We start from the raw sequence: 25,425 nt of genomic DNA, 5'->3' as shown, positions 1-25,425 counted from the left end.
CCCGAGCTTGATGGCCATATCGGATCAGCGTATCCGATCGTGGAGGACGACCATTGGCCGTCTGGACGGTAGGTTTCGGTGTGAAATTCGGAGAGGGCAGGAGAGATGAGCAAGGGATTTCGGCGGGTATTCATCGGTATTGCGGTTTTAATGGTTCTTGGAGTGGCCGGTTATCTCAACCGAGCGGCCATTGCCTTGAAGTTCGTCAGTGTGGCCGCCGGAATGCGGCCAATCGGTGCCTTTCAGGAAGTCGCCTGGAGCACGGGATTGGATCCGGCGGGGCGGGTGGCCGAGGATCGGCCACCAAATATCGTTCTGATCCTTGCCGATGATCTCGGTTGGAACGATCTGACGTTTCAGGGTGGCGGTGTCGCCGGCGGGACGGTTCCGACACCCAATATTGATTCGATCGCGACCGACGGCGTAAACTTCGTCAACGGTTACGCTGCCAACGCGACTTGTGCGCCATCTCGAGCGGCCCTGATGTCGGGGCGATATGGCACCCGATTCGGATTCGAGTTCACACCCACTCCTCCCGGCATGATGGAGATGGTCCGTTTGGCAGGGGATGCATCAGGTCTGAGAGATCCGATTGTCTACCCGGGTGCGGAATCCGTTCCCTATGAAGATATGGGAATGCCTCCGTCGGAAATCACGATCGCGGAGCTTTTGCGGGAGCAGCAATATCACACAGCGCATATCGGCAAATGGCATCTTGGCCGCAACGGAGGGATGGGGGCGCACGATCAGGGTTTTGAGGAAAGCCTTTTGATGTCGAGCGGGCTTTACCTGCCTGAAGACCATCCCGAGGTGGTGAACTCCAAGCAGAATTTCGACCCGATCGATAAATTTCTCTGGGCGGCAATGAGGTACGCGGCCTCGTTCAACGGGGGCAGCGACTTCGCGCCGGACCGCTACCTGACTGATTATTACACCGAAGAGGCGGTCAAGGTGATTGAGGCAAACAAGGATCGTCCCTTCTTTCTCTATCTGGCACATTGGGCACCTCATACTCCTCTGCAGGCGACTCGCGAGGACTACGAGGCCTTGTCGCATATCGAGAACCATCGCCTTCGAGTGTATGCCGCGATGATCCGCAGTCTGGATCGGGGGGTGGGTCAGGTTCTCGAAGCATTGCGGGACAATGGCCTCGAGGACAACACAATTGTCATGTTTACGTCAGACAATGGGGGCGCGCATTATATCGGGATCCCCGAGGTCAATCAGCCCTTCCGGGGGTGGAAGATCTCACTGTTTGAAGGGGGGATTCACGTGCCGTTTTTCATCAAATGGCCGGGGCATCTTACGCCCGGAACGGTCGTGGAGGCACCGGTGCACCATTTCGATCTCTACAGCACCGCTGCGGCTGCCGCAGGTGCTCCTTTGCCAAGCGACCGGGTTGTTGATGGCGTGGATCTGGTCCCGTTTGCGACCGGCGAGAGGACCGGTGCGCCACATGAGTCCCTGTTCTGGCGCAGCGGGACTTCACAGACGGCGATCGTGAATGGCTGGAAGCTCAACGTCAGCGATCCCCCCGGAAGAGACTGGCTCTTCGATCTCTCGGTCGACCCGAATGAGCGCGACGACCTGTCGGCGACGAATCCCGAGAAATTGGCGCAATTAAAGGCGGCGCTGGCGGTTCATAATGCCAGCCAGATCGAGCCTGCGTGGCCGAGTCGGGCTTCGATGCCTATCAATATCGACAAGGACCTCACCCAGCCCGACGCGCCCGACGACGAATTTATCTATTGGTCGAATTAGTGCATCCGGCGGTCGTCTGCTGCGGGGTTCTGTCTGAAGGCCGGGGGGCCGAGAGTCAGTGGTCGGTGTATCCGAGAGCCCGCAACTTTGCGGCAGTCTCGGGGTCAACCGATTGCGTCTTCTGCGTGGCCGCCTGGGGCTTCATTTCTCGACTCCGCAAGCCCTTGTAGCGCTGCGCGAGGAGGCGGCCTTTTGCCTGAAGGTCCGGGCTTTTCAGATTTCGTTGCTCGGTGGCATCTACCCGCAAGTCGAAGATCTGCTGCGTCTCGGTTTGGGTTTGGGGTGTGATGAAGCGATGGGTATTGGTTCGGGCAACGATGCTTTGATGGCCGGGGCGTCGACTTTCGGCAAAGACGGCCTGGCGCGAGAGGCCTGGTTTCCCTTGCATCAGTCCCACCAACGAGACCCCGTGGAACGGGGGCGAGGGAGCAGCATTGACCGATGTATCAAACACCGCCCCGCCCTGAGTCGAGTCCAGGAGATCGAGGACTGTTGGCAGCACATCGACGAGTGAAACTACGCTGCGAACTTTTCGTCCCGGCTCGATCTTGCCGGGCGCTCGGATCAGCAGCGGGATTCGCATCACGGACTCAAAAGGTGTCTGGGAATGTCCGATGTGTCCATGGTCGCCGAACTCCTCGCCATGGTCCGAGGTGATGATGATGAGGGTGTTTTCCTCCAGTCCGAGACTCTTCAGCTTTTCGAGCAACTCACCAACGACTGCATCGGTGTAGAGGACCTCTCCGGCGTAGGCGTTCTTTTGGGCGATGGCCCGGCGGGCGTAACTTCCCTTCTTCGTGCCTTCGAAATTGCCCTTGAAAATATCGTACTCGGGAGGCGGCGCGTAGGGGCCATGGACCTGATAGGTGTGGAGGAAGAGGAAGAAACGTTCGTCGGTGTGTTTCTCCAGCCAATCGATCCCTGACTGGAAGGTCTTTTCGATCTGCCCCTGAGCCACGGACATGCCGAGATCGCGTACCTCTCGGTAAAAATCGAAGCCTCGCGAGAAACCCGACGAAGCCGCCAGCATTGCATTCTCGGTCACCGCGGCAGTGGCAAATCCCCGACCGGCAAGGATCTCCGCCATCATCGGGATATCGTCGGCGACCGAAACGCCTGGATGATTGGTGTTGTGGGTGATCGGATACAGCCCCGTCATCATGCTCATATGCGAGGCCGTCGTGGACGGGTATGTCGTCATCGCCTGTGCGAATTGTGCACCCTGCGCGCCGAACGCATCGAGGTTGGGTGTTAGTGCACGTCCGTTTACACTCGCGCCCAGTTGATCACCGCGCAGGGTGTCGAGCGAAATCAAAATGATATTCTTCGGCTGTGTTCGGGTCTGAGTGCGGTAGGTCAACATCGGGGCCCCAATCAGGGGCGCACTAAATCCTTCGGGCGCCGGGGGCCACGGCTGGGATTCGAAGATCAGCGATGTCGGCTGCCCGGCGTATGCTCGAAGCGAAACAAATTGCGGATGCCAGACCGCAGGTTGCGTAGCCTTGATAAGCTTTTCAAACAGGAGCGTGCGAGGGCTTCCTGCGACATGAGCGAAGACACGCACGCGAGCGGAGCGGGCTCCTGCGGCTAAAGCTTCGGGCAGGATCGCGAGATCGAAATTCAGAACCGTCGACTCGAGTGGCCAGAGAGGAAGTGTTCGCCAGCGAGACAGGGAAGAGGATAGCGGCCGCACCGTGAGGATGGCTTGATGGCTTTTTGCGCGGATGACCCCGGATTGGATCGGCTGCGTGATGACCTCTGTTTCGGGACCGATTGCGAACGGTGGGATGGAACCCCAGTTCTGGCTCTCGGCCAATTTGATCTGTGTTTCAATCAGGCCGTAGTCCGTGCTCAAGTTCCGGGGCCGTTTGGCCTGAATGCGCAGTGTCCCGGGGATGGCGCTTTTCATGAGTCCTGAGAAGAAACGCTGCGACTCGGCGCATCCGAGTGCGGGTCGCCGAACCTGGTCGACTTCGCATATGGCGGGAGGCGGTCCTTTCGCGAGCACCCCGGAGCTCCACAACCGTGCCTGAACGGCGGTCTCTTCTTCGATTGTCTTCGTCGGCAGATTCAGCGGAAGCCGGTCGCAGCCGATAGCGCCGACCACGACAACTGTCACGAGAACGATCGCTGTGAGGGCTCCTTGCCCGAACCTGTCCCCATGCGAGATTCTCGCGTCGGATGCAGGTTTATTTTGGAGCAATGCAGGCATTTCCGTCCTTCAACGCTCAAGGATAGCGGCGCTGTTGTCAATCTGTGGCGGCCGAATACGAACGGAGCTTGTTTCTTCTCTCGCATTCATTTCGAATGCGGTCAGTTTTTGAAGGTCTTTTTGCAAAGTGCAGCCCGCTTCCCGCTGCGGGATCGTCGCCTCGCTAAGGGACTTCGTGGCCGAGCGCGGCGGTATAGATTTCGAACCAGGTCTGGCGGTCCATCGCGATCTCGAAAGCCTCGCTGAATTTGGCAATCCGCTCGAGCTTGTTGGTGCCCATTACCGGAACGATATGCGCTGGATGAGCGAGCAACCATGCGATCGCTGCGCCCGAGGCGTCGTGCCCGGTTCGTTCCCCAATCTCCTTGAGCTTGTGGTGGAGGGGTTGATTTTCCGCATCGAAGAGCTTGCCACCGCCCAACGGGGACCATGCCATCGCCGGGATATCGTGCTCCTGCAGGCAGGCGAGATCGCCATTGGTGAATGCCTCGTGGCAAAGAACGCTCAACTCGATCTGGTCGGTAACCAGCGGCTGTTCCATGGCAGATTGCAGCAAGCTGAGGTCGTGTGGTCGAAAGTTCGACGCCCCGATGCTGCGGACCTTGCCCGATTCGACCAGCGCGTCGAGGGCGGCCCCGGTGTCGCGATGGTCCATGAATGGATCGGGGCGATGAATCAGCAGGGTGTCGATGTATTCGATGCCCATCAGTCGCAGGGAGTGCTCGACCGAGGCCTGAAGATGCTCGCTACTGGTGTCGTAGTATTTGCCGCGCGCATCCGCGTAGCGACCCATTGGCGCCACAATATCGCATTTGGTCACGATCTCGATCTGATCGCGCAGGTCCGTGCCCGCCAGTGCGGCACCCAGCAGTTCTTCGGCGGCATAGCCCCCATAGATGTCGGCCTGATCGATGGTCGTGATGCCTTGATCGAGACAGGCTTGAATCTTGTTGCGGATATGGCCCGGGCTGGTGTCGCTATCGTCGCCGACTCGCCACATGCCATAGACGATCCGGGAGAAACTCAGGGTCTCGGTGATATTGATGCGTTCCATGAATCTTCTGTAGGCAACTGTGTCCATGCTTGCCACATGGTAGTTCCGCATTCAGGGTCGACGGGAGGAAGTAGATGAAGGCGATCGAGGTACGCGAGGGAGCACTTTTCTGGTCAGATCATGCAGTCCCGCAGGTGGGGCCGAGCGAGGTATTGATCCATGTGCATGCAACGGCGGTCAATCGCGCCGATCTGATGCAGCGCATGGGTTTTTACCCACCCCCGGCGGGGGCGAGCCCGATTCTGGGGCTGGAATGTGCGGGCGAGGTGGTTTCGTTGGGATCTGGCGTTTCGGATTTCGCGGTCGGTGATCGCGTCTGCGCGCTTCTTTCCGGGGGAGGCTACGCCGAGCAGGTGGCGGTTCCCGCGGGGCAGGTTCTGCGAATCCCGCCGGAAATGAGCTTCGAGATGGCGGCCGCGATCCCCGAGGTCTTTGCGACGGCGTACCTGAATCTCTATCGCGAGGCGGCCCTGCGGCCCGGTGAACGCGTGCTGGTGCATGCAGGCGCCAGCGGCGTTGGGACCGCTTCTATCCAGCTATGTCGCGCTTTGGGGAATCCATGTTTCGTGACAGTCGGCAGCCCCGAGAAGGTGGAGCGCTGCCAGGCGCTGGGCGCAGAGGGTGGATGGGATCGACACGAAGGAAGTTTTCTTCCCGCCGTATCGGCATGGGCTGACCCTGACGGTGTAGATGTGATCCTTGACCCGGTTGGCGGTGCCTATCTGGAGGACAATCTGATGTGCCTCTCGCTGGAGGGAAGGCTGGTTCTGATTGGTTTGATGGGTGGCGGCGACGCGAAACTGTCGTTGGCGCAGTTGATGATGAAGCGTCTGCGCGTGATCGGCTCCACGCTGCGCGCCCAGCCGGTGGAAGCAAAAACGGTGTTAATGCAGGAGATGGGACAACGGCTTTGGCCTTTATTTGCCACCAATGAAATTCGTCCGATTGTCGAAGCCGTTTTGCCGATCACGGAAGCCTCGCAGGCGCATGCGCTGGTAGAGGCAAACCAGACCTTCGGTAAAGTCGTCCTCCGCGTGAATTGAGAGCGGGGTCGACAGGTGCTCTCGGGAAGAGGTGCGGCCTGTTTCGATACGCTGCCCGCGGAGATCACACTGTCTTCGGCGAGGGATGCGCCAAAACCCTCAGGGTATGCTTGCCGGCGGTGTCCCAGCCGGACGTCGCTGCGCGAATGGTAAATCCGGCAGCGCTCAGTTGTTGCCGCAGATCTTGCTCGACGACGCAGAAACGTGCGCTGGGGTGGGCATGCCTTTCCAGATTCTGTCGGGTGGGATGGATCAGGACCAGGAGTCCGTCAGGTTGAAGGATGGAGCGGAGTTCCTGCCAGCTGGTATCCGGCGGGAGATACCAACTGCAGAAGATGACGACGAAGGGGCCTGCAGGCAAAGGATCGCGGTCAAGGTCCACGACCTGCGTGGTCAGGGCGAGGCTCGCGGCGGTAGCGGCGGTTTGGGCCAGCGCGAGGCCCGTCGGGGCGACGTCGACGAGCGTGACGTCGAGGCCGTGACGCGCGAGTCGAAGCGCGTGTCGTCCGCTTCCTCCCGCGAGATCGAGCGCCCGTCCTGTTGAGGGAAGCTGGTCCAGAATTTCCTCGAGAGAGGGATCGGGGGCGCCGATCTCGTCGGTTGTGCGTTTCTGGTAGCGGCTTTCCCACTTTTCCCGGTCGGCATCACTCATCTTCACCTTGTAGCGACTGTGTCGGAGAGATGCTGCCCGAGGCTTTGTCGCGTTGCGATCCTGTCACTTGCTTGCCAACCATAGTCCCTGGTTTCTCAGAGACATCGGAGGAGGAAACACTTTGCGAGCGTTACGAGTGCATCAGACCGGAGACCCCGCCACTGTCCTGCAGTTGAAATCCGAAGTTGCCATTCCCGAGCCCGGCCGCGGGCAAGTACGGATTCGTGTGGACGCGGCCGCACTGAACTTCGCCGATGATCTGATCTGCCGGGGGAAATATCAGGAGAAACCCTCGCTGCCATTCACGCCGGGGCTCGAGGTCAGCGGAGAGGTGGTCGCGGTTGGGCCCGAGGTGACGATATCTCCCGGCACTCGAGTGATGGCGTTTGCGGCCTTGCCCCACGGCGGACTCGCCGAAGAAGCGCTCGCCAACGAGGTCATGACCTTTCCCGTGCCGGAAGGCTTCCCGGCGGACCAGGCGGCTGCGATGTTGGTCACCTACCAGACTTCCTACGTCGCGCTGCACCGTCGCGCGCAATTGCGCGCCGGCGAAGTGTTGCTGGTGCATGCAGGGGCAGGGGGGGTTGGTTCCTCGGCGATTCAATTGGGCAAGGCTGCGGGCGCGCGCGTGGTTGCGACCGCTGGCGGTGCCGAGAAGGTGTCGATCTGCCGGGACCTGGGCGCGGACAAGGTCATCGACTATCGCAACGAGGATTTTGTGGCCGAAGTGAACGGATGGACCGATGGGCGCGGGGCCGACGTGATCTATGACCCGGTGGGCGGGGATACCTTCGACCGCTCCCGAAAATGCATTGCCTGGGAGGGCCGCATTCTGGTGATCGGTTTTGCCAGCGGCCGCATTCCGGAGGCTCCGGCCAATCATGCCCTCGTCAAGAATTACTCGATCATGGGGGTTCATTACGCGCGCTACAGCCTGATGAACCCGGACTACTTGCGCGAGGTCCATGCCCATTTGATGGAATTGCATGCTCAGGGCAAGGTTCCGCCGTTGCTGCGCCAGGAGGTGTCGCTCGAGGATGTTCCCGCTGCGCTGGGAAGTCTGGTTTCCGGGGGAACTGTCGGGAAGGTTGTCGTGCGTCCCTGACCGGCGGTGAGCGGCGCTGACAGGTCCTTTCGGAGGGTTCAGTCCAGATCCTCAGGAACGGCTTCTCGGGCGGCTCGCATGCCGCGCACCAGCAGGCTCTGGTCGTTGGCGATATTGACGAACCGAAATCCGGACCGAACTCTTTGGGTCGCATCCTCGGGGCTGCGAGCATAGATGCCGGCCGGCTTGCCGGCGGCCTGTGCGGCTTGCAGGATCCTGGCGATAGTTTCGACCAGGACCGGGGCCTCGGGGTCGCCGTGCACGCCCAGAGCAGCCGAGAGGTCGGCCGGTCCTACAAATACGCCATCGAGTCCGTTGACGGTCAGAATTTCCTCGATGTTCTCGATTGCCTCGGTGGTTTCGATCTGGACCAGAACCAGAGTCTCCCGGTTTGCCTGCGCGAGATATTCCTCGAATTCCAGGCCGTACCCATGGGCCCTCTGGGAGGCGATGCCGCGTTGGCCATCCGGCGGATACCGGCACGCCGAGACGACTTCGCGGACTTCGCGAGCGCTGCGGATCTGGGGCACCAGGACGCCTTCAAACCCCATGTCGAGGACGCGCTTGAACAGGCTGGTATCTGTGGCGCCGGGAACGCGGATCAAGCGGGTGCAGGTCTCGTGTTGCGCGTGCGGGATAAGCGCGATGGCGCCTTCTGTATCGAGAATTCCGTGTTCGGCGTCCATCAGGATCCAGTCAAAACCCAGCGGACCCGCGACGCTGGCGGTCACCTCGCTGCCCAGAACCGCCCAGATGCCGAGTGCGGCCTGACCGGAGTCGAGCTTCTGTTTCAGGTGGTTTTTTCGCATGAATTGACGCCTTGGGTGCTCATCTTCCGCATAGCCTGCATCATATGCCATCTGCCCCGAGAATCGAGCCTTGACAGGGGGACGATCTGTTTGTACCAAACGAAAACGAATATCAATATCATTATCAAAACCGATCCAGGCGGAGGGGGGCTCCGTATTGCGATTGAAATTTGAATCATGGAGATCGTAGATGAAGCTCAAGATAGGCAGCAAAAATAGACTTGCCCCGCGAAACCTCGCGCTGGTGCTGGTCGCGGCTTTGGGGCTCGCCGCCTGCGGCGGAGACTCGAAATCGCCTAATCCGGAGGTCCCGGTGGAGCCGGATGTTCCCGTCGAGCCCGACGTTCCCGTCGAGCCGGATGTTCCCGTCGAGGTCCCGGAAACCTACAGCTTTGACAGCCGTTTCGAGGATGGCGAAAGTTCGGTTTCCTACAGCGGGCAAACCTTTCGTCAGGTTTTGATCAAGGAATTGGTAGCCTACATCTCCGGTCTTACCGAAGAGATTGACTCCGGCAACTTTGTCCCGGATTCCGGAGATGTCGTTGCCGAGCTGAACTACTTCTTCGAGTTTGATGGCGACACCTCCGGCGACGACCCGCTCACGATCTCGACGACCCCGGATCTGCTTCAGGCGACCTTTAACGACATCTCCAGCGGCAAGGATCTCGTTTCGAAAATCGCCGGCCGGGACTCGAAAGGGCAGCATAAGGATTGGTCGACCGAGTTTGCTGGTTGGTCCGGCGCGGGTGGCGATTCGCCCGAGAACTTCGTGCGAGCGCTCTTCGCCGAGTTGGATGCACTGGCGGTCGCCCGCGCTAACGGAGAAATCCCTCTTGGCCCGACGGGTGCTCCGATCGCCAACGTCTATGTCACGGCCGAAGGTCAGGATCTGAAGCAATTGATCGAGAAGTTCCTGCTGATGGCAGTCAACTACTCTCAGGGAACCGATGATTACCTCGATAACGACCTCGAGGATCACGGGATCAACAGTCAAAATACCGAGCCCGGGAAAGAGGGTGCGGTCTACACCTCGCTCGAGCACATCTGGGACGAGGGTTTCGGCTATTTTGGAGCCGCACGTGACTATGCCGACTATACGGACGACGAAGCCGCAGGCAAGGGCGGACGCGACGGCTGGGATACCGGACGCCACGACACCGATGGAGACGGTTACATCAACCTGAAGTCGGAGTACAACTTCCACGCTGCGGTCAATGCCGCCAAGCGCGATCGGGGCAGCTCGGATGAGGACCCGACCGACTTCAGCCAGCAGGCGATCGATGGGTTCCTGCTCGGCCGTGCCATCATCGATGCTGCCGACGGGGATCTTTCGCAAGACGATATGGAAGCCCTGATAGCAGCCCGAGATCAGGCGGTTCGTGCTTGGGACGACGCAATTGCCGCCACGGCCGCCCATTACATCAATGATGTTCTGGGTGACATGGGTAATTGGGGAACCGAGGACTACAGTTTCGGTGATCATGCCAAGCACTGGTCCGAGATGAAGGCTTTTGCGATCGGCTTGCAGTTCAACCCGCGAGGGCAGCTGAGCGACGAGGAATTCGTCGCGGTCATGGACCTGATGGGCGACGCTCCGGTCCTGCCGGGTGAACCCTTAGCGGGAGCCTATCTTGAGGGACTTGTCGAGGCGCGCGAAATTCTCGGTGCGGCTCATGGTTTCGCGGAGTCCAATGTCGAGAACTGGTAAGTCCGCTATTTGCGGACGGAATGCTCGCGGAGACAATCCCCTTGAGCCGCGCCCGTGCGTGGTTGGGCTCTGCGAGTAGACGATGACAAATTTTTGCTTGAGGAAAACCGCAGTCGAGGGGCTGCGGTTATTCCTTTCGGGCCTTTTCTCTCTTCTGTTTCGGGATACGATGGAGAGTGCATCTCTCGGAAATCGCTTGTGGTGGGTCGCTCATGAGCGGGCGAGAGGTGTTGCAGGGCCGCCAACGTGAAGGTCAGTGAAATAGGTAATTTCAAGAGCTGCTGGAGTGCAGCAAGGAGTTCGATCTCAATGTGGTTTCCCACGATAATTTCGCACACATTTGTCGCCTGTTTGGTGGTCAGCGGCTTGCTGTTTCCGGGCTTGGCATCGGCTCAGGACGCGGATACCGGCAATCTTGGAATTCCGGCCCCTGATTCGGTCCAAAGTGGGATCGGGATTGTCTCGGGATGGAAATGCTCGTCGAACGGGCTTACGGCTCGATTTGATGGCGGCGACCAATTGCCGATCGCCTACGGAACGCCGCGTGGCGACACCTTGGGTTTGTGCGCAGACCCCGAGCAGCAAAATACAGCCTTCGCCTTGCAATGGAACTACTCGAATCTGGAGGACGGCGAGCATGTGCTGGAGATTCTGGAGGGAAAGAAAGTTTGGCGTTCGGTCAATTTCTCTGTCCAAAGGCTGGAGGGCCAGAGATTCCTTCGCGGAGTCGAGCGATGTTTGGGGCTTGAGGGCTTTCCCGGTCCGGATGAGATGCAGCATGTGGAGTGGCAGCAATCCAGTCAGTCTTTTGTTCTGGTGAGCGGTTGCGATATGGCGAGCGCCAGCAATGCAGCCGGCAGTTTGGCAAGCGTGCGTCAGGTGGACTCCATCCCGGGATCATTGGAGAATCCGGGCCCTGGCGCAAAGATGAGCGGCATCGGGATTGTGTCTGGCTGGCGATGTGAAGGCAGCCGGATCACGGCGCAATTTGACGATCGGGATCCGATCGAGGTGGCATACGGAACGCCACGCGGGGATACCCGGGGACAGTGCGCGGATCCCGACCGCGTGAAGAACGCTTATGTATTGCAGTGGAACTTTGCGCTTCTGGGCGACGGGGAGCATACGCTGAGGCTGTTTGATGACGGGATGGAGTTCGCCTCGACGACCTTCAGCGTTCAGACGCTGGGGGCTCCGTTTGTGCGGGGGCTCGAGGGGGAATATCTGATCGAGAGCTTCCCCGAGGAAACCAGCAATACGGTGATCGAATGGCAACAAGGCAAGCAGGGCTTCGGGGTCATTCTCTCCGAGCCCGTTTCCCCGCCCCAGCCGACGCCGACCCCGGGACCCACCGGACCTTTCGATCGTAACGTCCTTCTGGGCCAATTCGCAGACGCCATGGTTCTGCCCGCTGTCCGAGATTTTGCGAGCCGTGCTCAGGGCCTGGCGAACGCAACTCGCACCTGGGCGGGGAGTTTGAGCGCGTCGAGTCGCCAGGCTGCTCAGGCTGCCTGGACGGACGCGATGGAAAGTTTTCAGTTCCTCGAGCCGATGCAGTTCGGGCCTGCAGGTTCTGTCACTGCGTTTGCTGGCGGTCTGGGCATTCGAGACGAGATCTACTCTTGGCCGACCGTCAACTATTGCGCAGTCGATCAGGTGACCGTGGACGGTGATTTCGACGCCGGAGATTTCTTCCAATCCAGTCTCGTAAACGTTTACGGTCTGGATGCATTGGAGCTTCTGCTCTTCCGCACGGAAGCAGAAAATGCGTGCTCTTCGCGCATTGATATCAATCGCAACGGAACGTGGGATGATCTGGTGGGGGCCGGACAGCTGGTGCGGCGACAGGCCGACTACGCTGTTGTGCTAGCCGACGGAATTTTGTCTCAGGCTCAACGGCTGCAGGACGCCTGGGAGCCGTCAGGCGGAAACTTCGCTGCCGATCTTCGCAACGCCGGCCAGGGAAGTTCCGTTTACGGTTCTGCAAAGGAGGCGATCGACGAAGTTTTTGCAGCATTCTTTCTCGTGGATACGAAGATCAAGGATCTGAAGCTCGCAATTCCTGCGGGGATCAGTCCTGATTGCCCCTCCGAGGTTTGCCCCGAAGATGTCGAGCTGCCGTATTCCTTGCGCTCGAAAGTTGCTCTTGTTGCCAACCTGAACGGCCTGTCGGCCGTGTTCTCGGGTACGGGCGCCAACAATGGGGGATTTGTCTGGTACCTTCAGGATGTGGGTGCCAGTGCGTTGGCGATTCGCATGTCGACCCAGTTGGACAAGGCCCAGGAGGCTTTGGCGGCGATTGAAGGCAGCCTGTCTTCGGCCTTGATGGAGGATCCGGCAACTGTGATTCTGGGCTACACGGAGATTCAGTTGTTTACGACAGATATGAAGAGCGAATTCGTATCCGTCCTCAATCTTGCGGTCCCGCAGGAGGGGGCCGGAGACAACGACTGACAATTCGATGGGTGGTTACGAACAGGGAACTCCGGCGGGTCAGCCTCCTGCCGGGAGCATTCTTAGTCGCCCGGTGGATGCGGCAAGCCTCGCCGCGTTCAGAATCGGATTCGGCATTCTCCTTGCCGCAGGAGCGCTGCGTTTCATGGCCGAAGGCTGGGTCGACGTGCTTTTTGTCGAACCTACTTTTTTCTTCAGGTACTACGGCTTCGAATGGGTTCCGGTCCCTGGTCCGGTGCTGTGCCACGTTCTCTATGGGGCCTTGTGTTTTCTGGGGATCGCTTTCGCCGCGGGTATCTACTTCCGTTACGTCGCCTTGCTCTTGTTCGTCGGGTTCTCCTGGGTCGAGCTTGTCGATGTCAGCAACTATTTGAACCATTATTATCTGGTCTCGCTGCTGCTGCTCCTTTCGATTTTTCTTCCGATCGGATCGACATGGTCGTTGGATGCCCGGTTCCGTCAGGGACTCTCCCGAGGGACTGTGCCCGCCTGGGTTCTCTACCTGTTCCGTTTTCAAGTGGCGGTCGTCTATTTCTTTGCGGGGCTCGCGAAGCTCGGCGCTGATTGGTTGCTTTACGCACAACCCTTGGGGATCTGGCTGGCGGCGCGAGATGAAATGCCGGTGATTGGCGGGTTGTTTGGCTTGCCTTGGGTGCCGTATCTGGCCAGTTGGGCGGGTTTCGCGTTCGATACAAGCATTGTCCCGCTTTTGCTGTGGCAGAGGACTCGGGCGATCGCTTTTCTAACGGTGGTGGCCTTTCATTTCGGGACGCACCTTCTCTTCGATATTGGTTTGTTCCCCTTTCTCATGCCCCTGCTGGCGACTCTGTTTTTTTCTCCCGATTGGCCGCGGCGCGTTTTGGCTCGCTTCGGAAAGAGAGGTTCTGGAGCTCCTGTTCCGAGCCGGCCTTACGAGGTGCCGTCGCTTGCCAGGCGGCGCATGGTAGCGGCGGCCGTTGGCGCCTACGTTGCATTGCAGCTGATCTTGCCGCTACGCTCATTTGTCTATGGCGGGGACGTGCTCTGGCACGAGCAGGGAATGCGTTGGTCGTGGAGAGTCATGGTGCGAGAAAAGAATGGATCCATCGTTTACCGCGTCCGGAATCCGGAAACCGGCCGCGAATGGCAGGTCGGCCCGATGCGTTATTTGACTTGGCGGCAAGCCAACGAGATGACCGGCCAACCAGATTTGATACTCAAGCTCGCTCATCATATCGCTGAAGACTTCCGGGAGGGGGGCCCGGTCGAAGTCCGGGTCGATGCGCTCGTTTCTCTCAACGGCCGGCCGGCAGCTCGGCTCATTGATCCGAACACGGATCTTGCACGGGTTTCCGACGGGATGGCGCCGGCCTCCTGGATCCTGCCTCGCGGGGCCACTCCGCCATTTTCGATCGCTGGTTCCTAATGCTTCTCAGGCCGTTTGAAATGAATGAATTCCACTATCGTCTCGTTGCGCTGATTCTGATCGTGTTGGCCCTCATGTCCGGTACGGCGCAGGCCGACCCTTCGGTTGCTGCCGATCCCGTATTTTCGGATACGGCCGAGACCGCAACACAAGCAGCGCCGCCGTCGGCCTCTTCTGCGGCAGCGCCGGTTGATACAAGCTCTGCAGTGACAGAACCTCCTGAGGTGCGGCAGTCGCCGCGACGAATCGAAGAGGTCCGTATTGTCGGCAAGAAGATGGATGCCGCAAGGATCGCCGGGTCAGCAACCGTCATCGAGCAGGAAGCGCTTGAGCGCTTCGAATACGACGATGCGCATAGCATCTTCCGCATGGTTCCCGGTGTCTATCTGCGCGAGGAAGACGGATATGGCCTGCGTCCGAACATCGGTATCCGGGGAGTAAACGCCGAGAGAAGCTCGAAGATCACCTTGATGGAAGACGCTGTGCTCTTTGGCCCGGCACCTTATTCTGCCCCCGCAGCGTACTACTTTCCGATGATGACCCGGATGGTCGCCGTGGAAGTTTTCAAGGGGCCGGCAGCGGTTCGGTTCGGGCCGCAAACCATCGGAGGGGCCGTCAATTTCGTGAGTCGCCCTATCCCGATCGAGCCGACGATAGCCCTCGACGGCGGGGCCGGAAGCTATGGCTACGGAAAGTTCCATGGGTGGGCTGGCGGAACTTGGGAAAATTTGGGCTTGCTGGTTGAAGGCGTCCATCTCGAGAGCAGCGGTTTCAAGGAACTCGATGGTGGGGGCAATACGGGCTTTGACCGAAACGAGGTCACGATCAAGGGGGAGGCCGGCTTCGAGCTCGGCACGGATCTTTTCTTGATGAATTCGATCAAGCTGGGCTATTCGGACGAGGGATCCAACGAGACCTATCTGGGGATTTCGGATGCGGACTTTGCCGAGAACCCCTACCGCCGCTATGCGGCCAGCCGGCTCGCTCGGATGGAGTGGCATCGCCAGCAATATCAATTCTCCCAAGTTCTGAGCTGGAAAGACCGGCTGGATCTTCGCTTGACGGGCTATCGACATGACTTCAAACGCAAATGGCGCAAGCTCAACAGTTTTGCCAGAGGAGCGCCTTCGCTGCGGGATATCTTCGCGAATCCGACGGGAATCAACGCGGTTTTTTTGGCGGTATTGAAGGGCGATCAGGATACGAGCAATCGGTTGGAAAGACTCCTGATCGGAACGAATGATCGGGAATTTGTTTCTCAGGGCATCCAGTTGGAAGGGGATCTGGATTTCGAGACCGGACCACTCGTGCACACGCTCAACGGCGGCGTGCGACTGCATTATGACCAGATTCGCCGAGATCATACCGAAGAGCCGTATGAAATGTTTGACGGACAGCCCGAACCTCTCGGCGGGCCGCCGATCCAGATCGTGGATAGCGTCGGCAAGGCGAGGGCATGGGCGCTCTACCTCGAAGACGAGATGGAGTGGCAGAGCTTGCTCGTCACGGCCGGCGTTCGCGTGGAACTCATCGAGACCTGGTTCAAGGAAACAGCGGGGGAGGGGCCTGCTGCCTTGAGGAATAATCAGCAAGTCGTGATTCCCGGAATTGGTGCTGTCTACTTCCTGACAGACTATTGGAGCGTTCTGGCAGGGGTGCACAGGGGTTTCAGTCCCGTGGCGCCCGGGCAGTCGCAGACGGCAAAGCCGGAGGAGAGCGTCAACTACGAATTTGGCGCTCGTTTTGTCGCCGAGCAGGCGAATGCGCAGGTGGTCGGGTTTTGGAATGATTACGGCAATTTGCTGGCGAGTTGCCGACAGGTGACGGGCTGCGATCCCAGCGAAGTCGATGATCAGTTCAACGGGGGAGATGTCGATGTGTTCGGCGTGGAGGTAGACCTCGCATACGACTTTGAAACGCCATGGAGTTTCGAGGTACCGGTTTCTCTCGTTTACACATACACGCACTCCGATTTTCAATCGACGTTCTCTTCCGCAAGCCAGATCTTCGGAGATGTGGAAGCTGGCGATGAGCTTCCCTACGTCCCTCCTCATTTGATCACAGCCAACGTCGGTTTGTTGTCCGACAACTGGGATTTCACCGTTTCCTTGCGGTACGTTGATCGGATGCGGGATGTGGCTGGGCAGGGGCCGATTCCGGCAAATGAGAGGATCGATTCCGCGTTTATTACAGACCTTGCCATCGGTTGGTCCCCGGTGGAGTGGGCGCGGTTCTATGTGACGGCGGCCAATATCTTTGGCGAAGAGTACATGGTTTCGCGGCGTCCCTATGGCGCTCGTCCGGGTCTGCCACGAGCGATCCAGGGCGGTATCAAGATCTTTCTGGGGGGATGAGCCGGTTTTTGTTGGGGGTCGAACGCGGCTGCCCGCAACCGTCAGATGCAGGCTCTTAGTAAAGGTTTTTCTTCGGCGGCATATTCGCCGGGGAGGGGGGGCACATTATCCGACCACAGCCCGGAGCGGATAAATGCTTTCGGGCAGTGCATGAAGGTTTCGGCAACTTCGATCTCCAGTCGGTCCCCGGTGCTTCGGGCCCTGCGCGACTCTGGCGCGGTTCAGATTATGCCCGCTTTATTCAGGATTTTGGTGATTTTTCCAGATCCTGATCGGTACAGCTCGGGCTGGCATTGATGGGATTGCAGCGCGCGATGGCCCCCCCGGGGAGGCTGACGCGGTAGTCTGTCCCGAGTTCGGGATTCGCCACCGGGTAGTCGGTGCTGACGAACTGCGCGCCGCTGTTGATCGCCGCATCACGTTGGGTGGTGTCTCCGGTGCGGGCCTGCAGGGTGTCGGCATCTGCGCGGGTCCGAATCATCAGATTACGCCCCACATATTCCTGAATTCGGTCGAAGGATCCGACAGGATCATTCAGTTTCACGAATGCCGCGGCCTCTTCGGGGGGAGAGGCACTGACAAAGAGAACCCGTCCCCGAAGCGAGGGATGGCCCTCCTGATAGATGTCTTTCAACGGAGCCCCGTTGTCGAGAGCAAACCAGACCTTGCCGCGGCTCTCGGCCAGCGTCGGCCAGCCCCGTTCTTCCACCGCCTCCCAAAGGGTTTCGGAGGAACCACGCACGTCATCGGGCAGGAGGAGTTGATCGCGCGGAAACACCTCCAGAATTTCCTGATCGACCGCATCGAGTTGTGCGGCATCAAAGCGGATCGGAACGACCGTCTCGAACGGCGCTTCGATGGGTTCATCCTTTGCTTCCACCAGAACCAGGATCGGATAGTGCTCGGGGTTCTGGCTCGACCAGGTCCGGACCTGCTGCAGGCAGGCCTTGAAGGTGAAGCATGTCGACTCGAAGTCGACGTCCTGGACGTGCAGAACCTTGAATCCGGGTTCATCGAGTTCCGGAAGGTTTGACGCGCCGTCGCCAGTCAGGAATTCCATGGCGGCCCGGTTCGCGTAGAGGCCCCCTTCAGGATCCGCGAAGATGTCGATTTCGATCTGGCGAATTTTCTGGTCGGCAAATTGTTCGGGAAGGGGGAGGTGCGTGTATTCCCAGGCTTCGGCCAGCGGCGGCGCCAATGCAAGAATGCCCTGAAAGAGGTCGGGCTTTGGTTGGAGATGGTAGCTATTGTGCGAACCCAGGACCTGAGCTTCATGCATCCGCAGGACGTCATCGAGGGGGTAGTTGGTGCCGGGCTTGTGGTCTTCCGAGTTGCCGCAGGCGGCAATGACGGATGTGGCGGCGAAAAGCACGATGCATCGCACGAGAAGCAGGATTTTGTGATTGGCCATGCTGTATCGAATCATTTCTTTGGCCCTTGTGCGAGAGCGTGGGCGAAGGGATGCCTTTCATCCACCAGCGAAGCTTTTTCCTCTCTGGCAGATGCGAGAATCGATCCCGTCTGGGTCACGCAGCTTGCGAGCAGTGGGTAGCTGCGAATTCAGAGCGCGAGTGCCAGAAAGACCAGCGTTCCGACAATCGTCGTGAACAGCGTGCTGCGACGCAATCCGGGGGCCGAGATCCCCAGCCCCAGACCACTCAGAATCACCAGGAGCAATCCGAGGGAAAATATCTTCTGGAACGTCTTGAAGTTGCCCGGGCCGTGTCCCATATGCAGTTCGATCATGGACTTCTGTAAATCCGGACGGGCGCTCGAGACTTCGACTTGGTTGTCGTCCAATTTGATCACGAAATGATCGCGACTTGTGGGCCTTGTATAGAGGGTCGTTCCCTTTACCTTGACGTACTCGAAGGCGTAGTCGCTTACCCCGGCTTTTGTGAGAAGTGACTCCACCTGAGATTTGAGATCGGCTGATCCGACATCGAGACTGGCGGCTCCCTGGTAGATCGATTTTTGATCCACCTCGCCTTTAATTCCCACGAGGTAGAGGCCTCCGGATAGGGCGACCAGAACGATGGCTGGAGCAAAGAAGGCGGACAAATACATGTGCAGGTTGATCAATGTCTTTCGCATCGTGAAATCCTTTGGAAGAGTTTGTGCGGGTATTGTATGCGCCTGGGGCTGATCACCCCAAGCTCGATTCGGATACCATGGCAGGTTTCCGGTTTCGAATCGGCACGAGGCTGCGTCTCGTCCTTGCTCAAGCAACAAGCTTTTGAAGGGGTTATTTTCAGGGCAGATCTCATGGTTGCGCGAAAAGTGATGGCCGATGCTGCAGCAACTGACACGGGCGTGGTCCGTGAGGGATCTTTTTCGAACGACGAGCGACGGGTTTTTTCCGGGCGATGGTTCAAGGTGGCGTGGTTCCGGACACACTCCGGATGGAAAGACAGCGATCCGAGTTCGGATCGAAAGGAGTTTCGATGAAGAATCTGACGAAGAAAACGGGTCTGCTGGCTCTGAGCGCAATCATGTTCGTCCCCTCGTTCGCTCTGGCGGAGCGTCCGTCGCGCGAAGAGATGCAGGCAGAGCGCGAAAGCTTTTTTCTTGCAGCTGACGAGGATGAAAGTGGCGGCCTGACGGCAGCCGAGCTCGAGATATTTACATCACTTTCGCAGGCTAGCCGCGCCGAACGTGCCTTTGCGAGAGCGGATCGCGACGATGACGGTGAGTTGTCCCTGGAGGAAGTCTCCAAGATGAAGCGCAAGAAGCATCGCGGCAACCGACCTCGCTAGGCTGCCGAGAAAGGTGCAAGCAAACGGGCGGGTGGTCCTGTCCCGGTGGCCGATCTGGCGGCTTCCCTCCTGGGTCGCCGGGTTAGCCGCGCTTGCTCAGCGTGGCACGATCACGCCCAGATCGGCGACCAGAGCGAGCGCAGCTTCCTGAGAGAAGCGCGTCTTGCTCAGACGATTTTCCGTCGGGTTGATCTGGTAGTTACTGGCGGTGGAGAGATCGGCTTCCCGCAGGTCGGTGTCGAGGAAGCGTGTTCCGAGAAGATCACTCCCGGTAAATACAGCCTGGCGCAGATCGACCTGAAGAAATGTCGACTCATGTATGCGGCAATCTCGCAGGACCATTCCGCATAGCTTTCTTTTGGCGAAAGTTGCGTGCGAGAGATTGCACTCCTCGAATGTCGCCGTGAAAATCATGCCCCGGACGTCGGTCCAGTCCACGCCCATAAGTTTCGTGCGCCGAAACCGCGCCTCATGGAATGCGGCCCCGGCAACGGTTGCCATGGTGAGGTCGCAAGATTCAAAGATGCAATCCTCGAAGGTGCAATCTCGAAGCGAAATCTCCGCGAGTCGAAGGTGCTGGAACCGGCAATCTCGAAAGTACTTGCCGCGGATGTCGCAAGCCGCCAGTGCGTTGTCGTCGAAGATGGTGTCCTCGATCTCGTCGCTTTCGAGAAGTTCAGAGAGTGTCTTTGCCATGAAGAACTCGCAAAGGGGGAAGGCGATGAGCCTTGGGTTTGCCTGCGGCCACGAGGGCGCTGGCAGTCAATGCTGTCCTGTCCGGGAACCGGCTGAAATCACAGTTCCCGAACAGAGCGAGCATTCATTCGGGGTCTAGCCCCGGTGCCGAGTCAGACGACTCGAACGTTTTCCGCGGCCGGGCCCTTTTGGCCCTGCACAACATCAAATTCCACTTTTTCGCCTTCATTCAGGGACTTGAAGCCTTCTCCCTGAATGGCGCTGTGGTGGCAGAAGACATCCTTCTCGCCGTCATCACGGGCGATAAATCCGAAGCCCTTTTCCGCATTAAACCACTTAACTGTTCCTGCCGTAGCCACTGTTCTTACTCCTGATCTTTTTCCTACTCGGGACACCATCCAGAGGCGCCCACTCAATGTTCTATTCATAGCAGACAAAAACCGCTTTGGAGAAGGGGGCGAGGCGAGATTCCTGACTTTGCTGAAAACTCAATGATTAGAGGAGTTTTTCACCGATCCGGGGCCATTTGGGCGATGGTCAGCCCGCTCTGTTCGGTCCAAAATCGGGTTTGAACGACTTTCGGAGTGCAACTTCAGGGTCCGGTCAGGCGCCTCCGGCGTGCTGTCGCATGAAAGCGAGGCCGTCTGCCGCGAGCTTTTCTTCGCTTTCAAAGAGCGGTCTCCAGATTTTGGTGGCCGCCGCCAGGCCGGGGAGCGCCTGGCCGAAGGCCTCGATGGTCAGCCATCCGTCGTAACCGATTGCGGCAAGCGCAGCGAAGGTCTCCTGCCAACGGACTTGCCCCTGTCCGGGCGTTCCGCGGTCGTTTTCCGAGATGTGGACGTGCGTAATCGCACTGGCCGCATCCTGAATCGCACGGGTGACATTCTTCTCCTCGAGGTTCGCATGGAAGGTGTCGTAGTGAACGCCCACGTTGGGGCGATCCACCTCACGAACGAACCGAGCCGTGTCTGCCGTGCAGTTGAGCAGGTAGATTTCGAAGCGGTTCAGAAACTCGAGCGAAAGGTGGATGTTGGCGTTCTGCGCGTAGTCAGCAGCCTGGCGCATATAATCGACGCTATGGCTCCACTCGTCGGTGGTGGGAGGCGCACCGCTGAATTTACCGATGGCCGCGTAAAATGGGCCCCCGACAAGCGCCGCACCTGCGGCGTCGGCACAATCGACAGCGTGCTTCATCGCCTGCAATGCGGTTTGCCGAACGGCGGGATCGGGGCTGATTGGATCGTCGTCCTCGTTTCGAATCACGGTGGCGGTTCGCTCCAGCCCAAGGTCGCGCAAGCGCTCCCCCAGTTTGCGATAGTCCTCGGGGTTTCCCGAAAACATCGGAAGCTCGACCCCATCGTAGCCCATCTTCTTGAGTCGCTCATAAAGCGGCAGGAACTCGGGCGCATAGGGGGTGTCGGTCCAGAGCAGGAGATTGATTCCAAATTGCACGGCGTACCTCAGGGTCGGTGGGTGATGAAGAATTCCCGGATCAATTCGCTGGCCGAGATATCGTTGGTTGTATAGCCCAGCCCTGCGTCGAAAGCGCCCGGCCAGGTATGTCCGCCGCCTTCGACCAGGTACCATTCGGTCGCGGCCGCGCAGCCCTCCCAGTAATAGCGAAGGACCTCGTTGCTGATGCGCTCCTCGACAGGGCCTTCGCGGCAACCGTTGTGGTTCGCCCAGGCGGCCATGGCTTCGGAAACGGGGGGATCGTTCCACGGTGGGCCCGATCCATTGATGGGCACCACGAAGTCGGCATCTCCGTGGAAGTAGATCAGCGGGCGCGGCGGTGCTGCCCCGCACTCGGCTTGGTTATAATACATATAGGTGACGGGGGCGAAGCCGGAGAACGGCGTCTCTTCGAGGCATTGGAGGGCCGAGACCATATCCCCGCCGGCCGACATGCCAGTGGCCTGGAAGTCGACCGTGCAGTACTCGGATTCTACTGTTTCGACCAGGTCCAGCACGTAATCGACGTCGAAGTCGCGGACGCGCAGATTCGCCTCCCACGCGCTGTCCCAATAGTTGGCCAGCCCGTTGTTGCGATCGGGAAAGACCTTGTTGGCATCCGGAACCACCAGGATGATGCGGTCGCGGTCGGCTTGCTCGGTGAGGTCACCGTAGACGAGCTGGGCCTCGGCGCTCGAGCCCGAGCCATGGAAGTTGAAGATGACATCCGTCGGCTCCCCTGGCTCGTAGTCGCGGGGCAGGCGCAGCAGCCATCTGCGTCCGACGCCATCGGGGCCCGTATAGCTTCGCTCCATATAGGGCCCGTTGAACTCGCCGCCAGGCCCGCTGAGCGGGCCGCCGGAACCGCAAGGCGCGGGCGTATTGCCCGAGGAAGACCCGCACGCTCCCAGAAAGATTGCGCCAAGCACGATCAAGGAAACATTCGTCCGCATCCCCGGAAACTACTGCATCTGACCAAACCGGGGCAAGCGATGTCGTGCGGGAAGTGCCGTCCCGATCGTTTTCTGCGATATTACTCGGCACCGGTGTCCGGAGACGGGCATGTCCTGAAAACTCCGCACAGCATCCGAGGTAGGAGACCATGAGCGAAGAAGAAAAAGACCCCGTATGGGACCAATTGGCTGACTGGATCGGGAAGCCTCTGACCAAGGGTGGCCCGACCCTTTCCCCGGAAGACGTGAATCTCCCCATGATTCGCCATTGGATCGATGCCATGGATGATCGCAACCCGGTGTATGAGGACCCGGCTGCCGCAGCCGAAGTCGGATTGGATTCCGTGGTGGCCCCACCGGCCATGCTGCAGGCGTGGACCATGCCGCGTCCGATCCTCGAAGGAATTGCCGAGCGTGGCGGTGTCCCGACGGAAATCGACCCCGACAACCCGATCAATATTCTCGACGAGGCGGGTTTTGCGGCGACTTTGGCGACGAACTCCGAGTTGGAGTTTGATCGCTATCTCAAGCCGGGTGAGAGGCTTACCTCCGAGTCGGTTCTGGAGTCGGTTTCGAAAAGAAAACAGACCGGTATCGGTACGGGATACTTCGTGTCCTGGGTGAATACCTTTCGCGACCAGAACGGCGAGGTCGTCGGCCGGCAACTCTTCCGCATTTTGAAATTCAATCCGGGAGGGACTCTCTGATGAAACCAACGATTTCGTTTTCCTCGCTGAAAGTTGGCGACGCTGTGACGCCTCTGGATATTTCGCTGACAGCGACCATGATCGTCGCCGGGGCGGTGGCTTCTCGCGACTTCATGCCTGTCCACCATGACAAGGAGTTTGCAATCTCGCAGGGTGCGCCGGATATCTTCATGAATATCCTGACGACCAATGGTTATATCGCCCGCTTTCTCTCGGACTGGGCCGGTCCGGGGGCGAGGGTCGCCAATATCCGGATTCGTCTCGGCGTACCGGCGATCCCCGGTCATCACCTCGAGTTTCGCGGCGAGATCCTGAAACTGGAAACGCAGGATGACCAGGGGCAGGTGGAGGTCTCGATCAAGGTGACCAACGAAATGGGCGACCATGCGACGGGAACGGCCATGGTGGTCCTGCCGACCTGAGGGTTGGGATTAGCGCTTCGAAACCGAACTCCGTGACGATTGCTTCTTGCCGTCTGCAGGGCCGCTTGGCTAGGATCCAAGGTAAGCCCCCAAGCAACAGAGACCGGAGTTTTCGAGATGAGTAACGACGCACACGCACGCCCCTCGGGTGAAGCCGATATTCTCTATGATCCGGACGTCCCTACGCCGACCCACGGCGAGCGAGCACGGACACTGGTGTCGAATATCAAGACCGGGACGCTGTGTACGCTGGCGCAGGAACCGGCCGGGTTTCCCTACGGGTCCTTTGTGACGTTTTCGCTCGATTCGGGAGATCCAATCTTTTTCATCTCGACGATGGCCGAGCACACGAAAAATCTTCTGCTGGACGGTCGGGCCTCTCTTCTTGTGGCCGAAAGTGGTGGCGCGGATCCGCTTGCGGGGGGCCGCGTGACTCTTCTGGGCGAAGCGCGCCAATTGGTGGCGGATGAGGATCGAGCCAAGGCGCGTGCCTCGTATCTCGCGATCCACCCGAATGCGTCCTATTATATCGATTTTGGAGATTTCAGTTTCTGGAAATTGGAAGTGGCGTCGCTCCGGTATATTGGCGGCTACGGACGGATGTCGTGGGTGAGTCTCGAGGATTGGCGGGACGCAACGCCGGATCCGACGGCAGCTTTCGCCGACGGCGTCATTGAGCATATGAACGAGGATCATGCCGAAGCGATGGTGGCCTATTGTCATGCGTTTTCGCGGGCAACTGATGCCAGCGCGGCGACCATGACCGGATTGGACCGATATGGCTTCGAAATGTCGGCCGAAACTGGGCAGGGGCCGCGTCCGATCCGACTTCCTTTTGCCGAGGAGATCCGCTCGGCCGATGGCGCTCGTCAGGAAATGATCCGTCTGTTGAAACTTGCTCGTCATGAGCTGGCTGCAGGCGAGGGCGAGCGCGAGGGGTCATGATTTCGCCGTCCATGGTTTCGCCTCGCGAGGCCGGCCTATCGCATTTATCGACTCTGCGTGATCGCCGCGGTCTCTTCCTGGCCGTGTTATTATGCTCCTGGCTTATGGCCTTGAGCGGTTGTCTTTCCAAGCGCGAGCCCGCCGATGCGCATCTGGATCCGACCTATATTCGGCGCGACGTGCCCTATGGTCCGCTCGCGGAGCAGATCGCCGATATCTATCTGGCCAAAACGAAGGCTCCGGCTCCGGCAGTGGTCCTCGTGCACGGCGGTAGTTGGGCCCGGGGGAATCGTCAACGCATCCAGAGAGTTGCGGTGCGTGCCGTCGAGCGAGGCTATGTTGCCATCAATATCGAGTATCGACTCGGCCCAAACCATCCCTACCCCCAGCCCGAGCAAGATGTGCTGGCCGCGATTTGCTGGGTTCGGTCGAACGCAGCTTCTCTCGGTGTCGACCCGCAGAGGATTGCGGTTTGGGGTTATTCGGCCGGAGCCCAGATGGGCCTGGTCGCGGCCGCCGAGCCGAGCCTTGCGGCCTCGCTTTCTGACTGCACGCCCTCGGAGGCGGTCGTTCAGGCGTGCGTTGCGGGCGCTCCCCCGACCGACCTGCGTCGCTTCGGCGATGCCGGACCCGTTGAGGACCATCTCGGAGGGTCTCAGGAGGAAGTGCCGGCAGCCTATGAGGCGGCGTCGCCGGTTTTGCTGGTCAGCGCCAGCATGCCGCCTGTCTTTCTATATCACGGCGAATCCGACTGGATTGTCGACGTGGACCACTCGCGCCAGTTGCGTGATCGCCTGATCGAACTGAAAGTTCCGGTGGAGCTTGTGGAGACCGAGCACGGTCATTTTTCGCAAAATCTTTACGGGGATGCTGCCTTGACCCGCGGATTCGACTTTTTGGACCACTGGATGAAAGAATAGGCGTCTCGAAACACCCC

General features: G+C 59.3%; 22 protein-coding genes. 12 read left to right on the top strand and 10 right to left on the bottom strand.

Going from position 1 to position 25,425, the window contains the following annotated elements; genetic code table 11:
* The first annotated feature begins 105 nt into the window (after positions 1 to 105).
* On the top strand, positions 106 to 1,761 hold the full coding sequence (locus P8K07_10945) for a sulfatase-like hydrolase/transferase (GenBank protein ID MDG1959035.1): 1,656 nt from the start codon (positions 106 to 108) through the stop codon (positions 1,759 to 1,761).
* A gap of 55 nt (positions 1,762 to 1,816) precedes the next feature.
* On the opposite strand, the gene P8K07_10940 is transcribed toward P8K07_10945, so the two are convergent.
* Together P8K07_10940 and P8K07_10935 are read right to left on the bottom strand one after the other, a co-directional pair.
* Positions 1,817 to 3,973 carry a sulfatase gene (locus tag P8K07_10940; GenBank protein ID MDG1959034.1) on the bottom strand — a complete coding sequence of 719 codons (2,157 nt, stop codon included), beginning with the start codon at positions 3,971 to 3,973 and terminating at the stop codon, positions 1,817 to 1,819.
* Positions 3,974 to 4,136: 163 nt separating this feature from the next.
* Complete coding sequence (locus P8K07_10935; GenBank protein ID MDG1959033.1) at positions 4,137 to 5,027, bottom strand: aldo/keto reductase; 891 nt, start codon at positions 5,025 to 5,027, stop codon at positions 4,137 to 4,139.
* A 74-nt stretch (positions 5,028 to 5,101) separates the two neighbouring features.
* On the opposite strand from P8K07_10935, the gene P8K07_10930 reads away from it, so the two are divergent.
* Positions 5,102 to 6,070, top strand: a complete 969-nt coding sequence (locus P8K07_10930; protein MDG1959032.1) for an NAD(P)H-quinone oxidoreductase — start codon at positions 5,102 to 5,104, stop codon at positions 6,068 to 6,070.
* 64 nt (positions 6,071 to 6,134) lie between these two features.
* Here the strand turns inward: P8K07_10930 and P8K07_10925 are convergent, their stop codons facing one another.
* A complete protein-coding gene (locus P8K07_10925) occupies positions 6,135 to 6,722 on the bottom strand; it encodes a methyltransferase domain-containing protein (protein ID MDG1959031.1) in 588 nt (195 codons plus the stop codon).
* A 121-nt stretch (positions 6,723 to 6,843) separates the two neighbouring features.
* Here P8K07_10925 and P8K07_10920 point away from each other — a divergent pair, with 121 nt between their 5' ends.
* Positions 6,844 to 7,827 (top strand): NADPH:quinone oxidoreductase family protein, encoded by a 984-nt coding sequence (locus tag P8K07_10920; GenBank protein ID MDG1959030.1) that lies wholly within the window; start codon positions 6,844 to 6,846, stop codon positions 7,825 to 7,827.
* 38 nt (positions 7,828 to 7,865) lie between these two features.
* Here P8K07_10920 and P8K07_10915 read toward each other — a convergent pair whose 3' ends face one another.
* Positions 7,866 to 8,687, bottom strand: coding sequence for an aldolase/citrate lyase family protein (locus P8K07_10915; protein ID MDG1959029.1), 822 nt, complete (start codon positions 8,685 to 8,687; stop codon positions 7,866 to 7,868).
* 139 nt (positions 8,688 to 8,826) lie between these two features.
* Here P8K07_10915 and P8K07_10910 point away from each other — a divergent pair, with 139 nt between their 5' ends.
* The 4 genes from P8K07_10910 (at position 8,827) to P8K07_10895 (ending at position 16,557) form a co-directional block, all read left to right on the top strand.
* Positions 8,827 to 10,344: a DUF4856 domain-containing protein gene (locus P8K07_10910; GenBank protein MDG1959028.1), complete on the top strand. Its 1,518-nt coding sequence runs from the start codon at positions 8,827 to 8,829 to the stop codon at positions 10,342 to 10,344.
* A 309-nt stretch (positions 10,345 to 10,653) separates the two neighbouring features.
* Positions 10,654 to 12,798, top strand: a complete 2,145-nt coding sequence (locus P8K07_10905) for an imelysin family protein (protein MDG1959027.1) — start codon at positions 10,654 to 10,656, stop codon at positions 12,796 to 12,798.
* A 7-nt stretch (positions 12,799 to 12,805) separates the two neighbouring features.
* Entirely contained in the window at positions 12,806 to 14,203 is a 1,398-nt protein-coding gene (locus tag P8K07_10900) for an HTTM domain-containing protein (GenBank protein MDG1959026.1), read from the top strand.
* 20 nt (positions 14,204 to 14,223) lie between these two features.
* A complete protein-coding gene (locus P8K07_10895; protein ID MDG1959025.1) occupies positions 14,224 to 16,557 on the top strand; it encodes a TonB-dependent receptor in 2,334 nt (777 codons plus the stop codon).
* A gap of 241 nt (positions 16,558 to 16,798) precedes the next feature.
* On the opposite strand, the gene P8K07_10890 is transcribed toward P8K07_10895, so the two are convergent.
* Complete coding sequence (locus tag P8K07_10890) at positions 16,799 to 17,968, bottom strand: phosphatidylinositol-specific phospholipase C1-like protein (protein ID MDG1959024.1); 1,170 nt, start codon at positions 17,966 to 17,968, stop codon at positions 16,799 to 16,801.
* A 149-nt stretch (positions 17,969 to 18,117) separates the two neighbouring features.
* Positions 18,118 to 18,651 (bottom strand): hypothetical protein, encoded by a 534-nt coding sequence (locus P8K07_10885; protein ID MDG1959023.1) that lies wholly within the window; start codon positions 18,649 to 18,651, stop codon positions 18,118 to 18,120.
* Positions 18,652 to 19,001: 350 nt separating this feature from the next.
* On the opposite strand from P8K07_10885, the gene P8K07_10880 reads away from it, so the two are divergent.
* Positions 19,002 to 19,313, top strand: coding sequence for a hypothetical protein (locus P8K07_10880; GenBank protein MDG1959022.1), 312 nt, complete (start codon positions 19,002 to 19,004; stop codon positions 19,311 to 19,313).
* A 96-nt stretch (positions 19,314 to 19,409) separates the two neighbouring features.
* On the opposite strand, the gene P8K07_10875 is transcribed toward P8K07_10880, so the two are convergent.
* The 4 genes from P8K07_10875 to P8K07_10860 all read right to left on the bottom strand — a co-directional run bounded on the left by P8K07_10875 (position 19,410) and on the right by P8K07_10860 (position 22,414).
* Entirely contained in the window at positions 19,410 to 20,009 is a 600-nt protein-coding gene (locus P8K07_10875) for a pentapeptide repeat-containing protein (GenBank protein ID MDG1959021.1), read from the bottom strand.
* Positions 20,010 to 20,161: 152 nt separating this feature from the next.
* A complete protein-coding gene (locus tag P8K07_10870; GenBank protein MDG1959020.1) occupies positions 20,162 to 20,368 on the bottom strand; it encodes a cold shock domain-containing protein in 207 nt (68 codons plus the stop codon).
* Between the two features lie 244 nt (positions 20,369 to 20,612).
* A complete protein-coding gene (locus P8K07_10865; GenBank protein ID MDG1959019.1) occupies positions 20,613 to 21,461 on the bottom strand; it encodes a sugar phosphate isomerase/epimerase in 849 nt (282 codons plus the stop codon).
* A gap of 8 nt (positions 21,462 to 21,469) precedes the next feature.
* Positions 21,470 to 22,414 carry a hypothetical protein gene (locus P8K07_10860; GenBank protein MDG1959018.1) on the bottom strand — a complete coding sequence of 315 codons (945 nt, stop codon included), beginning with the start codon at positions 22,412 to 22,414 and terminating at the stop codon, positions 21,470 to 21,472.
* Between the two features lie 149 nt (positions 22,415 to 22,563).
* Here P8K07_10860 and P8K07_10855 point away from each other — a divergent pair, with 149 nt between their 5' ends.
* The 4 genes from P8K07_10855 to P8K07_10840 all read left to right on the top strand — a co-directional run bounded on the left by P8K07_10855 (position 22,564) and on the right by P8K07_10840 (position 25,408).
* Positions 22,564 to 23,121 carry a MaoC family dehydratase N-terminal domain-containing protein gene (locus P8K07_10855; protein MDG1959017.1) on the top strand — a complete coding sequence of 186 codons (558 nt, stop codon included), beginning with the start codon at positions 22,564 to 22,566 and terminating at the stop codon, positions 23,119 to 23,121.
* Positions 23,121 to 23,543, top strand: a complete 423-nt coding sequence (locus P8K07_10850; GenBank protein ID MDG1959016.1) for a MaoC/PaaZ C-terminal domain-containing protein — start codon at positions 23,121 to 23,123, stop codon at positions 23,541 to 23,543. The genes P8K07_10855 and P8K07_10850 overlap by 1 nt, the downstream gene beginning before the upstream one ends.
* A 117-nt stretch (positions 23,544 to 23,660) precedes the next feature.
* Complete coding sequence (locus P8K07_10845; protein MDG1959015.1) at positions 23,661 to 24,488, top strand: DUF2470 domain-containing protein; 828 nt, start codon at positions 23,661 to 23,663, stop codon at positions 24,486 to 24,488.
* Entirely contained in the window at positions 24,485 to 25,408 is a 924-nt protein-coding gene (locus P8K07_10840; GenBank protein MDG1959014.1) for an alpha/beta hydrolase, read from the top strand. The genes P8K07_10845 and P8K07_10840 overlap by 4 nt, the downstream gene beginning before the upstream one ends.
* The last annotated feature ends 17 nt before the right edge of the window (positions 25,409 to 25,425 follow it).

Source organism: Candidatus Binatia bacterium (assembly GCA_029248525.1).
GTDB lineage: Bacteria > Desulfobacterota > Binatia > UBA12015 > UBA12015 > UBA12015.
The sequence above is the reverse complement of the archived record's forward strand: the minus strand, read 5'-3'. Positions and strand labels throughout refer to the sequence as shown.

Excerpts from the sequence above, each read along its gene's own strand:
- P8K07_10845 (MDG1959015.1), top strand. The coding sequence starts at position 23,661 with ATGAGTAACGACGCACACGCACGCCCCTCGGGTGAAGCCGATATTCTC.
- P8K07_10930 (MDG1959032.1), top strand. The coding sequence starts at position 5,102 with ATGAAGGCGATCGAGGTACGCGAGGGAGCACTTTTCTGGTCAGATCAT.
- P8K07_10895 (MDG1959025.1), top strand. The coding sequence starts at position 14,224 with ATGAATGAATTCCACTATCGTCTCGTTGCGCTGATTCTGATCGTGTTG.
- P8K07_10850 (MDG1959016.1), top strand. The coding sequence starts at position 23,121 with ATGAAACCAACGATTTCGTTTTCCTCGCTGAAAGTTGGCGACGCTGTG.
- P8K07_10915 (MDG1959029.1), bottom strand. The coding sequence starts at position 8,687 with ATGGCATATGATGCAGGCTATGCGGAAGATGAGCACCCAAGGCGTCAA.
- P8K07_10900 (MDG1959026.1), top strand. The coding sequence starts at position 12,806 with ATGGGTGGTTACGAACAGGGAACTCCGGCGGGTCAGCCTCCTGCCGGG.
- P8K07_10905 (MDG1959027.1), top strand. The coding sequence starts at position 10,654 with ATGTGGTTTCCCACGATAATTTCGCACACATTTGTCGCCTGTTTGGTG.
- P8K07_10880 (MDG1959022.1), top strand. The coding sequence starts at position 19,002 with ATGAAGAATCTGACGAAGAAAACGGGTCTGCTGGCTCTGAGCGCAATC.
- P8K07_10840 (MDG1959014.1), top strand. The coding sequence starts at position 24,485 with ATGATTTCGCCGTCCATGGTTTCGCCTCGCGAGGCCGGCCTATCGCAT.
- P8K07_10885 (MDG1959023.1), bottom strand. The coding sequence starts at position 18,651 with ATGCGAAAGACATTGATCAACCTGCACATGTATTTGTCCGCCTTCTTT.
- P8K07_10855 (MDG1959017.1), top strand. The coding sequence starts at position 22,564 with ATGAGCGAAGAAGAAAAAGACCCCGTATGGGACCAATTGGCTGACTGG.
- P8K07_10935 (MDG1959033.1), bottom strand. The coding sequence starts at position 5,027 with ATGGAACGCATCAATATCACCGAGACCCTGAGTTTCTCCCGGATCGTC.
- P8K07_10890 (MDG1959024.1), bottom strand. The coding sequence starts at position 17,968 with ATGGCCAATCACAAAATCCTGCTTCTCGTGCGATGCATCGTGCTTTTC.
- P8K07_10940 (MDG1959034.1), bottom strand. The coding sequence starts at position 3,973 with ATGCCTGCATTGCTCCAAAATAAACCTGCATCCGACGCGAGAATCTCG.
- P8K07_10910 (MDG1959028.1), top strand. The coding sequence starts at position 8,827 with ATGAAGCTCAAGATAGGCAGCAAAAATAGACTTGCCCCGCGAAACCTC.
- P8K07_10945 (MDG1959035.1), top strand. The coding sequence starts at position 106 with ATGAGCAAGGGATTTCGGCGGGTATTCATCGGTATTGCGGTTTTAATG.
- P8K07_10875 (MDG1959021.1), bottom strand. The coding sequence starts at position 20,009 with ATGGCAAAGACACTCTCTGAACTTCTCGAAAGCGACGAGATCGAGGAC.
- P8K07_10860 (MDG1959018.1), bottom strand. The coding sequence starts at position 22,414 with ATGCGGACGAATGTTTCCTTGATCGTGCTTGGCGCAATCTTTCTGGGA.
- P8K07_10925 (MDG1959031.1), bottom strand. The coding sequence starts at position 6,722 with ATGAGTGATGCCGACCGGGAAAAGTGGGAAAGCCGCTACCAGAAACGC.